Raw genomic sequence first — 18195 nt, 5'->3', positions numbered from 1 at the left:
TCGAGTACGTCACCTTACTAAATGTTTAAAATATCCCAGTGTCTACTGAATGTATGCAGGTTGTACATACTAATATATTTACTGACAGTAATATACAGTATGTATTGCATTGTTAAATTTTTTATTTTTTATCTTTCTTTTTTTGTCTACACCAATTATTATTGATAATTTGTTTTTTTTTATTATAAACCAATCCTACTGAGGGAATGTCTCTCATAATCGTAGTACCAGCCGCAATAGTAACCCCTGATGACACACGTACGGGGGCAATTAGATGGGTACCAGAACCAATAAACACATCGTTACCAATTATCGTCTGGTGTTTTTTAACACCATCATAATTACATGTAACCGTTCCTGCCCCAATATTCACATTACTTCCAATCTCTGAGTCACCAATATAGCTAAGGTGCCCCGCTTTAGAACCTGCTCCGATACGCGAATTTTTGATCTCAACAAAATTTCCAATTTTTGAATTTTCTTCTAATGTACTACTTGGGCGTAAATGAGCGAATGGCCCCACTCTGCACCTAGGACCTAAATAAGAATTTTCAATGATGCTATAAGGAAAAATAAGACTATCATCAGCAATAACACTATCTTTAATAATGCATCCTTTACCAATTTTAACCCTATGCCCAATGACCACATGCCCCTCGATAATCACATTAGCATCAATGATCAGATCACAGCCATGTTCAAGCTGACCGCGCATATCAAAACGAGTGAAATCCTGTAATGTGACTCCGGCTAATAGTAATCTTTTAGCCTGTTCTATCTGATAACAACGCTCAAGTTGCGCAAGCTCAAAAGGATTATTCACTCCCCTAGCTTCAATATCACTTAAAGGATGAATAGCCACGATCGAACGCTTTTGTTTATAGGCGAGTGCAATGATATCTGTGACATAGTATTCTTTTTGTATCTCCTGGCTAGTTATGATCTGTAACCAACGCTTTAAATCCCCGCCACTAGCCAATAAGATACCTGTGTGGATCTCATGGATCGCCAATTGTTCCTGGGTAGCATTTGTATGTTCTACAATACCCACTATTTCTCCATGCTTCCGGATAACTCGCCCATAACCAAACGGAACCTCTAAATGCCTAGTTAGTAAAGCAATTCCTCCATTTGTCTTCGCATGACGAAGACGATATAGTGTATCACTAGAGATCAACGGTACATCACCATACAGAAGCAAGATATCTTCATGATCATCAAAATAAGGCGCGGATTGCTGCATCGCGTGACCTGTTCCTAACTGCTCTGATTGGAAGATCCAGTGGAGCTGCTCATCTTTCAAAGTGTTTTTTAGAAGATGACCTCCATGGCCATAAACAAGATGGATATTCCTTGTGTTTATCTCTTTAGCGGTATCTATTACGTACTGAATCATAGGCTTTCCTGCAAGTAAATGTAAGACTTTCGGAAAGCTAGAGTACATTCGGGTTCCCTTGCCAGCAGCAAGAATTACTGCGCTTATAGAACAATTTAACATAGATATCCTAACTTATTATTCATGTCATGTTCAAAACAGCAGCACCACATGCAATGCTTGCTTTTTTGATTCTACAGATATGCTAACAAAGCATATAACACTCAATATCTCTCATTCTAATATATGCATGAAAAAGAAGTCTAGAGAGAATAAATATGACGCATTTACATCCATCAACAAACATATGACTCCTGGAAAAACAGAAACATCATATGGATAGCGTCCGTTGATAGTTCACAATATGTACGAAATCTTCAATCATTCTTGTATGGAATATTCTGCTTCATGTCATAACTCCGCTAATAATTGAAAATTATGAGCATTTGTAGTAAAAATGTAGACTGAGGATGACCAGTAAGCACCCTCATATAATGAGGGACGATCTTTCATAGTACGTAGTACTCTACTATGCATTCTCCTTCATCAATCTAACCATAAAACCGGATTATGTTAGAGCAGTATATGGGTAAACAGAACGCAGCTGTTAGGTACATACCTAATAATTCGACAGGCTTTGCTAGTGCACTTCTGATACGATATCTTCCTATTCGAGAACTATTTCATATCACCTACAGGCTCTGATCACTAAAACGAAGGCAGATAAAATACATACATAAGCTCTATTGAAAACAATACTGAAACAATAAAATATTATTTGCATATATTATTTAACATTACCATTTGAGCTATACTAGATAATGTATTAAGAAACAATATTATTCTTTCTATACATACGACCATCAGAAGTATGCACAAAAAATTATAAATGCCATGTAATCATCTAACCTCTAATTAATTACTGATTATTCTACTACCATAATGTATACACAGCTCATGAGAGCTATATCCAGAAACCTCATAAATAAAAACACGAACATCGGATAGGTGATTATTTCCATCCAGTGTTGTATGTAAATACATATAAATATATAGATATCAACAGATTTAAACCAGTCTATATTTACCAATAAAAATATGGTCACTATATTAAAAAACAAGTACATCTAAAACACGTGCATATTTTGTTGATACTATCAATCTTCACACGTGATATTTAAAAGATAATATTACAGATACTAGCATTACAGATACTAGCATTTTTCTATCATAAGATATTTTAAAATGACAAACCAATCACAATATTAATTTTTTACATTAATATACCATATCTTATCCAAGAGTATTGTTTTTATGAAATTATAAATTCACACGCAAAACAACGACTAAAAATCTCATTCATATTGAAGTATTTTTCCACAAATTGAAAAAAGACTGTTAATTTTTTTTGAGAGATTAAATAGATGTAAAAATAAAAAAATAACACATCATTCAGGACTGTCGCTTAATTCTCAATACTAGAGAATGTGTCTAATTATAAATCCTATTAATTACGTCCCGCGCAATAATTTACGCTCTGTTAGAAACATAAAAGACAGATTAAGATGCATCAACAAAAACATTCTCAAAATATATAATCCAATCAGTCATGCACGCATAATGTTCACTGCCATATTTTACTATCATTCATGATAGTAAGTTTATTTTGTGTGTTTTCTTATACATAACATATCATTTATATCCGATGCAATTTTAAAAGAATTAAATTTCTATAAATCAAGACAAGATAATAATATATATTATATGAACTGAAGGGGGGGTATATAGCTTAATAACATCTTAATAACAGATATCTTCTTAAATCACAGATCTCTCACAAACGTGTTAGCATAACTAAATTAACTACAGAATTATCATATGTAATAAATAATATGTAGTTTTATTCTCCATTTATTCTGGTCTTAAAATACATTATTTTAAAAAAACAATCACTATCTCTTCGGAAAAGAAGATAAAGAATATTAAATATAGAATATAAAATATAAATAAGTGATACTAAAGAAAATATACAAAATAAGTGATACTAAAGATATGCGCACTACATGTACGATAAAAATAATCCTGTATACAGTATTCATACTATGTAATATTATAGTATATGACACACTATTTACAGTGGTCTGCCATACATCTTGAAATGATGACTAGAATAGTAGATGATCTACAGAAGTAAAAACAGTATATCTACAAAAATTACACGTATATAACATAACACAGATTAAATATATTTAATTAGTAAATATTATATATAGTATTCATAATATTTTCATGCGTATCATATTACATTTATCATCATAATACCCTAAATTCAAAATAATCCTTTGATCTATTTATATATTTTTATTTCATTTACATGAATGTTTAAATTCATTTTTTTCTAAACAAAATACATCTGTTAAATACAACCGATATGCTCTATAGCAGTGGTATTCTCATACACATAAAGACTATCATTCTGTCATCTAACAAATGAAACACATATAGAATATACTATATATAAAATTTTTATTTCTATAAAAATCATCCCGAAAAAATAAAAACTACATTAAACTAAGTAATAATAAACTAACTTATTGGTTATCAAAATTAATATGTAAAGTTATTCTACATACGTATTTCACTCTCTAAAATGAATGAATATCACGCATAAATTTATACAACTTACATCTCTACTTATTTAACTAACACATCACTTCAGCATATTTTCTGTAGCCCTTATTCTGTATATTAAATCCGCAGATCAGAATACATGTGTCTCTGTGTTTAATCAAAAAGTGATGTATCATCATCTCAACCCATAATATCTTCAATAGAATTTAACTAACTAAATATTTGCGCCTGAATACAGCTAATAAAACTTTTAGAAAAAAAAACAACTAAAAAAGTCCTGCGTCTAAACAAACCATGAATTAATGTATATATTGATTCTTCTATAATGTCTGATTATATTCCAACTTAACATAAATCCATAAGTCTATCATCAGAACAAAGAGAGAGAGCTTTCAGTGCAAATAGTCCATCGAATCAAACCTCCTATATAATAATTATGATGATGTCAGCACACCCCTAAGAAACATATATACATCACAGTCGTGTGATCATTGTATTCCAAAATATCATCATCCGCACTATTGTGTGATCACTGGTTTAAACCAACAACATGTCATGTTCTGCCTTCTCATAGAAGAATTAAATAATTAGTTCAATCAGAAATAACATGCAGTGCATAGTTTTTAGCTCGAAAGATTGATAAAATAAATACCCCATATCCTAGAAAACAAACTATACTATACGTACGTTATAATAAATATTATGACATTCCTCTATACAGTACACAGTTAGTCTTTCACACATGTGATAACATACACACATGTTACTCGTATTATATGCGATGTCTATCACTACACAGGTTTGAAGCAGTCAAGAGCGACTAGGAGTAGCCACTGTGTACTAAGCTGACTACTCGATATTATAATGTCGTATCAATATAATTTTAGAATAGATAAACAATTTTGTCCAAGTTAGTGAATCTTGTCGGCATCCTCCGACACATACCAATCTATAATATATGATATATAACAATACCGGTACCTTTATGGTAATACCGTAATCGCATTTAATAAAAATATTTTTCTATGTACAGAACATGTTTTTAGGAATTCTAAATTTCTTTATTCTAAGCTATGATTAGCTTCTTTTAGATTTAATATTTGTTAGTATAGAGGTGTCCTATTTTTATAAGAGTTTCTAACTTTTGTCGAAAAATCCTTAGTTGCGAAAAAGTTATAGCACCCAATAGATCCGTCATGTGCCCAGTGGTGATCATCTCACGTAAAAAACACAATATCTCACATCAGGATATTAGTGAGAATGCCCTAAAAGTATTGTACCGCCTGCACAAATTTGGATACGAAGCCTATCTAGTAGGTGGAGGCGTGCGTGACTTATTACTAGGAAAAAAACCCAAAGATTTTGACATCACTACTAATGCTACACCAGAAGAAATGCGTAAATTATTTCGAAACTGTCGCCTAGTAGGTAGAAGATTCCGTCTTGCCCATGTGATGTTCGGAGAAGAGATTATTGAAGTAGCTACTTTTCGCGGTCACCATGAAAACAGGCAACAAAATACTAAATACCGCAATCGCGCGCAATGTGCACAAAGTGGAATGTTATTGCGTGATAATATTTTTGGTTCTGTTGAAGATGATGCTCAGCGTCGTGACATTACCATTAATAGTCTTTATTATAGTATAATAGATTGTACGGTGCGTGACTATATTGGTGGACTAAGTGATCTTCAAACAGGCATTATTCGCATGATTGGTAACGCAGAAACTCGTTATCGGGAAGATCCAGTTCGTATGCTACGCGTTATTCGTTTTTCCGTCAAACTAGGCATGGGTATTGCCCCTGAAACTAAAGACCCAATACCACGATTAGCGTCTTTATTATATGATATTCCTCCAGCACGCTTGTTTGAGGAGATATTAAAATTACTTCAAACTGGACATGGTCACAATACATACCTTCAACTATGTAAATATCAGCTTTTTCAACCACTGTTCCCTATTATTACACAATACTTTACTTCTAACGGTAATAGTGATATGGAAAAAATGATTGATCTAGTATTAATCAACACCGATACGCGAATTCAAAATCAGATGCGTGTGAATCCAGCATTCTTGTTTGCTGCAATGTTTTGGTACCCGCAGTTAAATTTCACGCATACTATTGCGACAGAGAATAATGTAGCATATTATGATGCATTTGTCTTATCTATGAATGATATTTTGGAAAAATCTAGTCGCTCCCTGTCTCTACCTAAACGTGTCACTAATTTAATACGTGATATCTGGCATCTACAGTTACGTTTTACGCGCCGAAATAGCAAACGAATATTTCTCATGATAGAACATCCTACATTTAAAGCCGCTTATAAACTTCTATCGATGCGAGCTAAAATAGAAAATAATAATGATCTTAAAAATCTTAGCACTTGGTGGTTCGAATTCCAACTGTCTTCCCTATTGCAACAGCAGACCATGCTTCAAATTCTGGATTGTAAGACAGTTACTTCATGCACACCACAATATTTGAATACGCAAGTCGCTACACCTATACATCATGTGAATCAAAACCAAAAAAGAAATTATCAAGAATGAATCGTGTATACCTCTCACTTGGAAGCAATCTTTCAAACCCATTATATCAAATTTGTAGGGCTCTTGAGAAACTGGCATCTCTACCGAAATCTCAGGTCTTTGAAATAGCACATCTCTATCGTACCTTACCGTACGGTTCAGTATATCAAGCGGATTTTCTGAACACAGTAGTAGCTCTTGATACTCTGCTTCTTCCAGAAGAACTTATAAATCATACACAACGTATGGAAAGAGAGCAAAAACGCTCTCGTCAGTCACATCGTTGGGGTCCACGTACACTAGACTTAGATATTATACTGTTCGGAAAACAAACCATAAATACACCGAAATTAATAGTACCACACTATGATATGCAAAATCGTGCATTCATGCTCGTCCCGCTTCTCGATATCACCCCGTTACTCCACCTGCCAACCGGTCAAAGTTTAGCACATATATTAAAAACCCTTGACACCAGTACTATTCAAAGAGTTACACACGCTTTGTTTGACTTAACAAAATCAAAATTGTGTCTGCAGAAGCATGAGACGATATAGTTTGTTCTCATGACATTGCTAGCTCGTGCACAGAAGTTCTATACAACAAACACATAGCCTGATTAAATCACCTTTATCTTTATATCATCTAGTAGGTATCGGATCGTTACTCCAATGAGTATTATAAATCATCTTGCATCAAATATACAAATAACCAACTTTCACGTTCTATTGCATATAAAAGTGATCAATTCATATACCAAACTATACGCCATAGTATAATTAACATTATATATGAATAGTTCATAACAGAAGGTAGTGGGATAGCCTAAAAGATTAATACACAAACATAGCAATAATTTTATTACTCTAATATGGTGCAAAACCATACTTCATCTTATATGTAATTAAAGTGCAGAATCTCATTCTGAGGAAAATCATTGTATAAAATAAAAATACTTCGTAAGATATTCCCTACAAACATGTACAACCAGACTTATTTTGATAAAAAATATTTTTACTTCTGACCTAACAAGTATCTTACGATATTGGCATATTGATGGATATAAGCATGAATAGAACTAGTGTCTAATCTATCACTGTTCACTATATATTTTCCATTTATAAGCATAGTCGGCACACCCGGAAGATTGACTTCTTTTGAAATTTTTTTCTGTTTCTCTAGTAAAGCAAGAACTATTGGAGTATTCCATCCAGTATCGTACTCTTCTGACTTTATTCCGGTAGCGTTTACAAACGCTTTTTTTAATGAAAGTGAATCTGTAATGGTGTGCTTACTTAATAGACCTTCAAAGATAGGAAAAATCACTTTCTCTTCTACACCCATTATTATCGCCATAGCCCATGCATGGGTTAGTATTTTACCCATCTCTCCACCAAAATTTATAATATGATACTTGACTATTTTACTATGCAAAAAAAAATCTTTTCTGACAGTCTGATGACTACACCATGCTTTTTCGAACTCATAGCAATGAGGACAAAAAAAGGAAAAAAATTCTAGAACCTGAGGGGTGGCAGTGACCGGTTTATTTAGTGTAATAAACTGCTTACCATTAACAAATGGAGCCGCAGAGACGTTGCATGCTAGCATAAAACTAACCATCGCTAAAAAAATATTTTTCATTTGCAACCCCTTCTGCTCTTTTGTTGGTTAAATCATGCGGTTGAAAAAATATAAAAAATAATATTAAGCTTGTAGTCTGATATAAAATAAATAATTATTAAATTTCTATAGTAATATCAGTCTCTCGTTACTGAATATTATTTTTCTGATTTCTAATCTGAAATTACTAAATTAGGTAGCTTAAAGTTCATTATTTACAAGATGGTCATGATACTACGATTAGTTTTGTTCTATGTATTTTATTGAAACCTTCTAAGTCTCAATAAAATAATAAACCAAAATATAAACAAATATAGTGTTTTATCTATACTCCTTTTGCTTAATAATATTACATTATATCCATCTCTATCCTTACAAAATGATTTAAAAATATATTTTATAAATGAAATATATATACATATACTGACATAATATCAGGTATTTTTAATAACAACACTTCTTTTAAGAAAACTATTATATATGATTGTAAAATACCAGAATGATGAAATTATCATAATAATATTTTTATAAAAATAAATAATAAAAACATGATTATTAATAGATTGACTTATAAAAAATAACTTTCTATAAAAGTAGTATTCTGCTATTAATCATAATCGTCTGATGCGATTCATTTTAATTTTACAAATTTATACTAACATATAGTGTGATATCTTCTACAGTATTTCACTGCACTAAGACTATGGATGATATGAATATATAAAATATTAATCATTTAATAGAGTTTAACTTACGAATATTCCTTCATGAATCTTTCGTATCAATCATTGATAGAACGAATTCTATTTCATTATACAAGTGATACTAACACCACAGAAAGAGCATTATAGTAGTGATATATAGATTCACAATACCCTGTGTGATAAAATATATTCATATATACCATGAGAAGGATGCTACCATCTAAGTAATATTTTATATTGATATACTTAATAAGTACTAGGCACCCCCCCAACGCTTAAAAAGATCATTTTGGAGCTCAATGTCAAATTGATCTAATACACGATTCACCATCTGATCAATCATATGAATCATACTACATGGATGGTGATAGAAGGCTGATACCGGAGGCATAATAATAGCTCCTACCTCTGCTGCCGTAGTCATCATGCGAAGATGACCTAAATGGAGAGGTGTTTCGCGGACACATAGCACTAAACGACGACGCTCTTTTAAAACGACATCCGCAGCACGCGTCATTAATCCATCATGGCACCCATGCACAACACCAGATAAAGTCTTAATGGAACACGGTAATATTATCATACCAATAGTTTTAAAAGAACCCGAAGCAATACTAGCCGCAATATCCTGTGCATCGTGCACTACGTCAGCCATCCCCTGCACTTCACGTACTGAGTACTGACTCTCTAAAGGTAATGTTTTGCACGCGGCCTGGCTAATAATTATATGCGTTTCAATATCATTGACTTGTTGCAAAACTTGTAAAGTTCGGATACCGTAAATGATACCACTTGCGCCAGAAATTCCCACAATAAGTCGTTTCAAATTATATGTCCTAGACAAACTCGATAGAGTGAAGAAAGAATAAGTTATTTTCTGTTTTTCGAAAAAATTATATTTGATATATATAAAATTTTAACTAACGAAACCTAAGCATCACTAAGGTTGGTGTACATGCATTCAGTATTAAAATTCTGATATTTATAAAAATTATTACATATAATAAGATGGTCATGTTTTAGAAACATATATTTTCTATGCTTGAAAAGCATATCAATGTGTAATTTTTTACAGTCGTGAAAAGAATATCAATGAACTTAAGATAATAAACTCATTCACTGTACGGCTATCTATACGATAATATAATATAGTCATTCTCTATATTTGTCTGTGGTGCTTTTTATTTATCAAAATGAAATTTATTTACATCAATATACTGTAATAAATAGTTCATTGCACACAATATATATTTATAATACATCACGTGATTGAATGTAGATCATCATTATGATAGTTATCCCCCAGAATAATAGATTAAGAATACATTTAGGATCGTATATCAAAATAATTTTTAAACTAATATGAGTATATAGAAATCATGAACAAACAAAATGGTGACTACCAACTATTATGACTACACAGAGTTAGACTCTATACAATCTAACCTAGATATTATCTAGACATAGATAGCAGCAATGTTAAATAATATTTTTATCATATTTATTGACAACACGCTTTAAAAAAATACCAAACATGAATTAATTTTTTAATTTCGTATATAGACGCGAAAAAAACACAAGTATAACTAAAATAGTGCTCCTAAAATTCAGAATTGAATACCATTCAATATGGCATCACTTAACAGACTTTAACTCTCATTATATATCTCTAAACTTTATATTTCATTTACGCGTTGTAATACTTGCACGTCATCATTACGTAATAATTGTAGGTTTTCAATCGATCGCTGATCCACGTCTTGCGTCACATAAATACCATCAAAGACCGAACACTCAAATTGTGTAATCTCTAAATTATCTTCTCTTACAGCCTCAATGAGATCAGAAAGATCCTGAAAAATCAAAGCATCAGCACCAATTAATTTCCGAATATCTTCTACCTCTCTTCCATGCGCGATTAATTCATTTTTACTTGGCATATTAATCCCATATACGTTTGGAAAACGAATTTCTGGCGCTGCGGAAGCTAGGTAAACATTTTGAGCTCCTGCCTCTCGAGCCATTTCAATAATCTGTTCAGAAGTAGTACCACGCACAATGGAATCGTCCACTAGTAGTACATTTTTACCACGAAATTCTTCACGGTTAGCATTTAACTTGTGTTTTACTGCACTACGTCGTAATTTTTGCCCTGGCATAATAAAAGTGCGGCCTACATAGCGATTTTTTACAAATCCTTGCCGATAAGGCTTGTTGATAACACGCGCTATTTCTAGAGCGATATCACACGAGGTCTCAGGAATCGGAATCACCACGTCAATGTTACGATCTTTCCATTCACGGATAATCTTCAGACCCAATCTAGCGCCCATACGAACACGAGCACTATATACAGAAATTTTATCAAGGAGTGAGTCAGGACGCGCAAAATACACATATTCAAATATACATGGATTATGTTTAGGGTGATCCGCACATTGTTGACTAAATAGTTGACCGTCACCCGTTATATGTATTGCTTCACCTGGTTCTACATCACGTAACAACCGAAATCCTAAAGTATCTAATGCAACACTTTCAGAAGCTACCATGTATTCAAAACGACCATCTGCTACCTGTCGTTGACCAATCACTAGTAAACGAATACCGTGTGGATCACGAAAGGCAACTAGTCCATGACCAATAATTATTGCCACACAAGCATACGCACCTCTTACTTTATGATGCAACTCAGCGACAGCTGCAAAAATATCTGTAGAAGTGAGTGGATGATGCTTAAAACACTGAACCTCTTGTGCAAAAATATTCAGCAGTATTTCCGAATCCGAAGTAGTATTAACATGACGATGACTATCTTCGAATAACGATTTACGTAAACTATTGGCATTTGTAAGATTTCCATTATGAGCTAGAGTAATGCCATAAGGAGAGTTTACATAAAAGGGTTGTGCTTCAGAAGCCCTACCGCTACCAGCTGTAGGGTAACGAACATGCCCAATTCCAATATTCCCCTGCATACGCTGCATATGACAAGTCTTAAATACATTACTGACCAGTCCATTGGCCTTGCGCATATGAAAACAATTTACTGCATCCACAGTGACCATACCAGCAGCATCTTGCCCTCTATGTTGTAGTACGGTTAATGCATCATAAATAGACTGATTGACTGGAGTAAAACAAGCAATCCCAACAATACCGCACATATTTATATTTCCTCATACGCTGAATAATGACATGACTATAGTGATAGAAAATTTGATGTGCTTTTGAGATAATCTTGAATCCAAGTAATAAGGTAACTAAACCGAGGAGCAAGCTGAGATTTATGTAAATCTGGAAGTGTAGTAACATCAGTAAATGTATCACAAAAAAACAACATAGCTGCAACAACACATATACCACGTAACCCCCCAAAACACATCCCTAGAACCTGATCAGTGCCTTTTAAACCAGTTTTTACAACTAAAGTTTCCATCATAGAAGTTATGGCTACCCCTATAAGCAAGATACTAATAAACAACAATATTATGGATGTTCCATTGCACACGAATGTATTATCTAATCCCTGTGCAGCTAAAAAAGACGCTAAATATCCGTAATAATAATTAGAAATAAAACATCCTGTCCCCCAAGTTATCAAAGATAGAACTTCCTTAATTAATCCCCTTGTTAAACTAACAAGAATCGAAAAACTAATAATCGCAATAATTAGGTAGTCTATCCAGATCATATGTCTCTTCCAGTTAAAAATTGCATAAATACTTTCTTTATATGTTAATTTATAAACACTCTCACTCTCATGCAGTAAGAGAATATATGAAAAAAATTATATTTTACTAATCAATATTTGGTAAATAATCATAAGCATGGTGATAAAGATATCTATGGATCAAGAAAAACATTCTACCTCTGCTTCTGACGTGAGTCTGAATCTTCTAATGAATTGAGTATTAAATAACTAACTGTAATAAAATATATTAGTAAAATAGTATATACCACTACATATTATAGATGAATTAGGCATATCTTCTATTATTATGCGACATAATATTATTATGATGTTATTTTTTTAATTTGAGAAAAGTATTAATTATATACAGTTAATTTTATTATAAAATATCTACAGAGTAAGCATGTTCTTCATACATCATAGTATATGATATAGTGTATGCAAAACACTTTTAACTTACCGCTAGTACAACATATTCAATAATTTATAAATTAACCATAATAATATACAACACTATCACAAAGCTCGCGAAGTATGTTGGTGAATTGACGAGTAAAACCCATGTAATCAGGGATTACTAGCATGCTGCCAGTAAAATACTTATGTAATGTCATTGACATGACACAATAAGTCATGCTATATATCAATATATATATCATGTATCCCTGATGGCAAACACACACAGGCTGTGTGTGTTCTTTCTAAAAAAAATAAAAAATATTAGATAAAGCACTATTTTGTGTATACCTTTCATCTCGTCATTTATATAAATTATATAAAATATTATGAACTGATTTTAAGTGTAATACGTATGTATCGTCTATAGAATGTATTTCTCATATCACTAGACTGCCCTACATATTGATCAACACTAACCAAAATTATTTTTGCATATATATTCTACTATACAGCAGTGTGGATATTAAAAATATATATTGACTATACTGCGCAACAGGCTTGTAGTTTTCCATATTCAGTCTAGAAAGAATAATAAATTATTATATGCTACACCTGTATTTCAGAACTCAATGTTAGATTATTAATAGCATTAATTTTTCTATCATGCTTCGACTATGTTAGGGAAGGATTCTAGACAATACGATCCTTATGGCACTGTATAGCATCTATAAGTTAGATATAATTAGATACATATCGTCTCATTAGTTATGATGCTCACGGTTGTTGCTCTAATACAGCCAATCGCTGTTCTAATATGGATATTTTTTCTTGTGCACGTAAAAGAGCTTGGGCTTGAATATCAAACTCTGTCCGATTGACTAAATCCAGTTGCATCAGTTGTGATTGTAGAATTTGACGTATTTTATTTTCTATGTCATAACCTAAATCTCGAAAACTGATAGGCATAGCATTGTGAACTTGGCGAGCTAAACTTTCGATGGTTTTTATATCAATCATAATATTACACCTAATAGATAAACAATGAACTCTATATGTATTCCTAATAGTTACTATATACTAGTATGGACTAACTTGCAGTACGATATACTATATAAATTTATGATCAAATTTTTTAACAAAATACTCTAGATACAGTAAACTATAGATATAGCAATCATCGTGAAGTTAGTTTTTCCTATAAAAACTTTTATTATTTTTTGCACAAATAAAAAAGTATTATGTTAATGACAATAGCATACTCCATACAATTGATATGGAGTATATTTTTAAAGATAGAAAGTATTGTAATACCCACAAGAAGCACTAAGTAGACAAACATACTATGCAGTATTATTATACAACAGTGATTTTTATATTACAGATTTTTATTTTAGATGATAGCAGTGTGTGCGTACCATGCATATTAAGTATAATATCTTTTATGACCACACAGCTCTCATGTCACTCTCAATATCTCTCATCTCTATGAGAGAATTCTCTTTCACAGTGTCCTACAAACATCAATGACTACCTATTTCTTATTAAACTCACACAAAATTATTATATAAATATTTATAATTATATCATGAATTTAGATAAGTTAAAAACTTTAATCATCAATAAATCAAGCATGGATTATATTCCTCTAGTATACTAATTAAATGTTCTTTTTAGCAGGATTTTATTTCAATTATAATTTAAATATCTAATGCCAAATATAGTCTATGTTACGGGAGTTAATATCCATACAGTGAAGATATCCACACAAAATAAACCTCAATCTTTCTATGTTACCAACATATTAATTTCAAGCAATATCATTTCTATGGCATTCACTTAACATATATACTTCTTTTCACTATTATATCATGATTATTTGTGATTCATTCTGCCCACTGTCACATAAATCATTAGTATTATTAAATCAGCGCTGCGCAGATCTAGTAAGTACCTGTAAATATTTACTGCATGTTTAATATATAATTAACTCATATAAATTTTATCACTAATACAATACATAAATTATATGATAAAATAACTCAGTTCTCATTGCTGACAAATATGGAATTAAATATTAATTAAAAAGTCCTTACATCATTACTGTTAAGCTTGTAATTAATCGTGATGCATATCTGAATGTCATTCAATAACTATATTATAGTATCAACCAATCTTCTATTTGTTTGTATATCCCCTCCCAATCTAATTTATAATCAACACGAATTTCTTCTTGCGTCCCCTGAGGAATAAATTCATCTGGTAATCCAATATTTAACACTGGAATAGCTTTGCGTTTAGACATCAAAAGCTCATTAATACCGCTACCAGCACCACCTTTAATAACCCCTTCCTCGACTGTCACTATTGAATGATGCTGTGCTGCTATTCCCAGAACTAAGGTCTCGTCTAATGGCTTCACAAAACGCATATCAATAAGTGTGCTATTCATTTTTTCTGCGACTATCGTAGCCTGTGAGAGCAGTGTACCAAAATTTAAAATTGCTAACTTGGTGCCTTGACGCTTAATAACACCCTTTCCGACTGGTAAGGAAGATAGCGGTTGTAAACCGACACCAGTTCCATGACCTCGTGGATAACGAACCACACTAGGGCCATCTAAATAATGGTAGCCAGTATATAACATCTGACGGCATTCGTTTTCATCGCTAGGTGTCATAATAATTATATTCGGAATGCAACGAAGAAAAGCTAGGTCAAATGCTCCTTGATGGGTTTGACCATCAGCACCTACAACCCCTCCCCTGTCAATGGCAAACAAAACCGATAATTTTTGAATCGCCACGTCATGGATTAATTGATCATATGCTCTCTGTAAAAAAGTAGAGTAGATAGCCACTACAGGGCGATATCCACCAATGGCTAACCCCGCAGCAAAAGTTACTGCGTGCTGTTCAGCAATGGCCACATCAAAATATTGTTGCGGATATGTACGCGAAAAATTTAGCATCCCAGAACCTTCACGCATAGCTGGCGTTACGGCCATTAGTTTATCATCAACCGCAGCAATTTCACTTAACCACTGACCAAAAATCTCGGAATAACTAGGCAATTCCCCAGTTTTCTTTGGTAAAAGACCGCTAACTAAATCAAATTTAGGTACTGAGTGCCAACTAATAGGATCTGCTTCGGCTGGCGCATAGCCCTTACCCTTTTTTGTGATCACATGCAAAATCTGTGGACCTTTTAATATTCGCATATTATGTAATATTGGTATTAATTCCCGTACGTTATGCCCATCTACTGGGCCAATATAATTAAAACCAAACTCCTCAAATAATGCACCAGGAACCATGCTACTTTTTAACTGTTCGTCGGTGCGTTTAAAGATTTCTTTAATGGATATAAACCCGTCCAATACTTTTTTTCTGGTGGCACGAAAACGTGCATATGCTTGGTGAGATAAAATCTGTGACAGACGATTATTCAACGCACCAACATTTTTAGAAATTGACATTTCATTATCATTTAGTACAACTAATAGATCTGTCTGCATATCTCCAGCATGATTCATGGCTTCAAATGCCATACCAGCAGTTATTGCGCCATCACCGATAACACAAACAGTGCGACGACCTTTAGCTTCTTTTGCAGCTGCGACTGCCATACCTAATCCAGCACTAATTGAAGTAGATGAATGACCAACACTGAGTGCATCAAACTCACTTTCTTCACGCCATGGGAAAGGATGTAGTCCACTTTTTTGTCGAATCGTGCCAATCTGATCGCGGCGTCCAGTAAGAATTTTATGTGGGTACGCCTGATGTCCAACATCCCATACAAGATGATCAAATGGTGTGTTGTATACATAATGTAGTGCAACTGTAAGCTCTACCACACCCAGTCCAGAAGCAAAATGACCACTAGAACAACTCACACTCGCAAGAAGGTACTGTCGTAGCTCTTCACACAGCAATGGAAGACTTTCTTGCGGTCGCCAACGTAATTCTTGTACTGTACTTGCCAAAGCGAGCGTCGGATACTGTTTGGATTTAAAGCTCATTAACGTCTCATGTGTTTAAATTTATTTATTGCGTGTGATAATGACACTTGCTAGAGCTTGTAGCATAGTGGTATTATATTTTTGTTCAGAAAGAATCGATAAAGCATTGAGAGATGTTTGATATAGATCTTGTATTTTTTCTTGAGTATTAGACGCCCCAAGTAATGTTGGGTAAGTATTCTTACCTAAGAATTTGCCAGAACCAGTTTTTTTACCAAGCGTTCCTATGTCATCCACCACATCAAGAATATCATCTTGCACCTGAAAAGCTAGACCGATGGCATTCGAAAAACAGTCTAGTGCTGGCAGAACAGATCTTCCGCAATCACCAGCTGTGAGTGCACCTAAACGCACTGCTGAGCGGATCAATGATCCTGTTTTATATCGATGTATCTTTTCTAAGTCCTCTAATGTCACTTTCTTACCTTCTGCGATTAAATCTAACGCCTGACCACCACACATGCCTGTAACCCCGCTAGCATTGGCTAATTCAGATAGCATCGCCAGACGGTTTTCTATTATCACACCAGGCATGGGAGCATCTACTAATATAGAATAAGCAAGAGCTTGTAAGGCATCTCCAGCCAGAATAGCCATACTCTCTCCGAATTTACGGTGGCATGTAGGCTGACCACGACGTAAATTTTCATTATCCATTGCAGGTAAATCATCATGAATCAAAGAATATGCATGGATACACTCTATAGCTATTGCTGGGACATCAAGTGCCGCGTCTTCGGTATGTAACATGCTACCTGTCGCATATACTAGCAAAGGACGTATCCGTTTACCTCCTAACAATGTACTATATTCAATCGCTTTCACAAAGGGTGTGTTTTTAAAAGGTAATTTTGAAATATATGTTTGGAGCACTGCATTCACACGATTATAATAACCATCGAGTAACACATTTACACTCATGACTTTTTCCGTTGAAGTTATACGTTACTACACACTACGATGTATGCTGCATGAGTCTGTGGCCTCTATAAACGATCTCCAATACTCTCATCCACAACACAAACACGTAAATACTCTCGACAACCTGCAAAATCAAAATCCTTCCATAGACTTAGCTATTCACTATATGTTACTATACCCGTATATTAGGGGGATCTTTGTATCTATAAATCAAGTATTTAATCATGCCCATTAAAGACCTCTGATGATCCTTATGTAGTATACATTAATGCTCAAGTCTATCACTATCC

The 18195-nt window shown here is 33.4% G+C and carries 10 protein-coding genes; 2 read left to right on the top strand and 8 right to left on the bottom strand.

Going from position 1 to position 18195, the window contains the following annotated elements; genetic code table 11:
- Nucleotides 1–121: 121 nt before the first annotated feature.
- Complete coding sequence (glmU, locus tag ERCIKOCA2762_RS01215) at nucleotides 122–1498, bottom strand: bifunctional UDP-N-acetylglucosamine diphosphorylase/glucosamine-1-phosphate N-acetyltransferase GlmU (RefSeq protein ID WP_157988405.1); 1377 nt, start codon at nucleotides 1496–1498, stop codon at nucleotides 122–124.
- Between the two features lie 3629 nt (nucleotides 1499–5127).
- On the opposite strand from glmU, the gene pcnB reads away from it, so the two are divergent.
- Together pcnB and folK are read left to right on the top strand one after the other, a co-directional pair.
- Nucleotides 5128–6564 (top strand): polynucleotide adenylyltransferase PcnB, encoded by a 1437-nt coding sequence (gene pcnB / locus ERCIKOCA2762_RS01210; protein ID WP_232043114.1) that lies wholly within the window; start codon nucleotides 5128–5130, stop codon nucleotides 6562–6564.
- Nucleotides 6561–7100: a 2-amino-4-hydroxy-6-hydroxymethyldihydropteridine diphosphokinase gene (gene folK / locus ERCIKOCA2762_RS01205; protein WP_157988404.1), complete on the top strand. Its 540-nt coding sequence runs from the start codon at nucleotides 6561–6563 to the stop codon at nucleotides 7098–7100. Before pcnB ends, folK begins: the two co-directional genes overlap by 4 nt.
- 457 nt (nucleotides 7101–7557) lie before the next feature.
- Here the strand turns inward: folK and ERCIKOCA2762_RS01200 are convergent, their stop codons facing one another.
- The 7 genes from ERCIKOCA2762_RS01200 to ispA form a co-directional block, all read right to left on the bottom strand.
- Nucleotides 7558–8187, bottom strand: a complete 630-nt coding sequence (locus ERCIKOCA2762_RS01200) for a DsbA family protein (RefSeq protein WP_157988403.1) — start codon at nucleotides 8185–8187, stop codon at nucleotides 7558–7560.
- A 939-nt stretch (nucleotides 8188–9126) separates the two neighbouring features.
- Nucleotides 9127–9696 (bottom strand): UbiX family flavin prenyltransferase, encoded by a 570-nt coding sequence (locus tag ERCIKOCA2762_RS01195; RefSeq protein WP_157988402.1) that lies wholly within the window; start codon nucleotides 9694–9696, stop codon nucleotides 9127–9129.
- An 850-nt stretch (nucleotides 9697–10546) separates the two neighbouring features.
- Nucleotides 10547–12037, bottom strand: a complete 1491-nt coding sequence (gene purF / locus ERCIKOCA2762_RS01190; protein ID WP_157988401.1) for an amidophosphoribosyltransferase — start codon at nucleotides 12035–12037, stop codon at nucleotides 10547–10549.
- A 35-nt stretch (nucleotides 12038–12072) separates the two neighbouring features.
- Nucleotides 12073–12564 (bottom strand): CvpA family protein, encoded by a 492-nt coding sequence (locus ERCIKOCA2762_RS01185; RefSeq protein ID WP_157988400.1) that lies wholly within the window; start codon nucleotides 12562–12564, stop codon nucleotides 12073–12075.
- 1173 nt (nucleotides 12565–13737) lie between these two features.
- A complete protein-coding gene (gene ubiK, locus ERCIKOCA2762_RS01180) occupies nucleotides 13738–13980 on the bottom strand; it encodes a ubiquinone biosynthesis accessory factor UbiK (protein ID WP_157988399.1) in 243 nt (80 codons plus the stop codon).
- 1138 nt (nucleotides 13981–15118) lie between these two features.
- Nucleotides 15119–16984, bottom strand: a complete 1866-nt coding sequence (dxs, locus tag ERCIKOCA2762_RS01175) for a 1-deoxy-D-xylulose-5-phosphate synthase (RefSeq protein WP_157988398.1) — start codon at nucleotides 16982–16984, stop codon at nucleotides 15119–15121.
- Between the two features lie 21 nt (nucleotides 16985–17005).
- Nucleotides 17006–17905: a (2E,6E)-farnesyl diphosphate synthase gene (gene ispA, locus ERCIKOCA2762_RS01170; RefSeq protein WP_157988397.1), complete on the bottom strand. Its 900-nt coding sequence runs from the start codon at nucleotides 17903–17905 to the stop codon at nucleotides 17006–17008.
- Nucleotides 17906–18195 lie beyond the last annotated feature (290 nt).

Source organism: Candidatus Erwinia haradaeae (genome assembly GCF_900698935.1).
Lineage (GTDB): Bacteria > Pseudomonadota > Gammaproteobacteria > Enterobacterales > Enterobacteriaceae > Erwinia_E > Erwinia_E haradaeae_D.
This window is presented reverse-complemented; position numbering and strand designations above follow the sequence as displayed.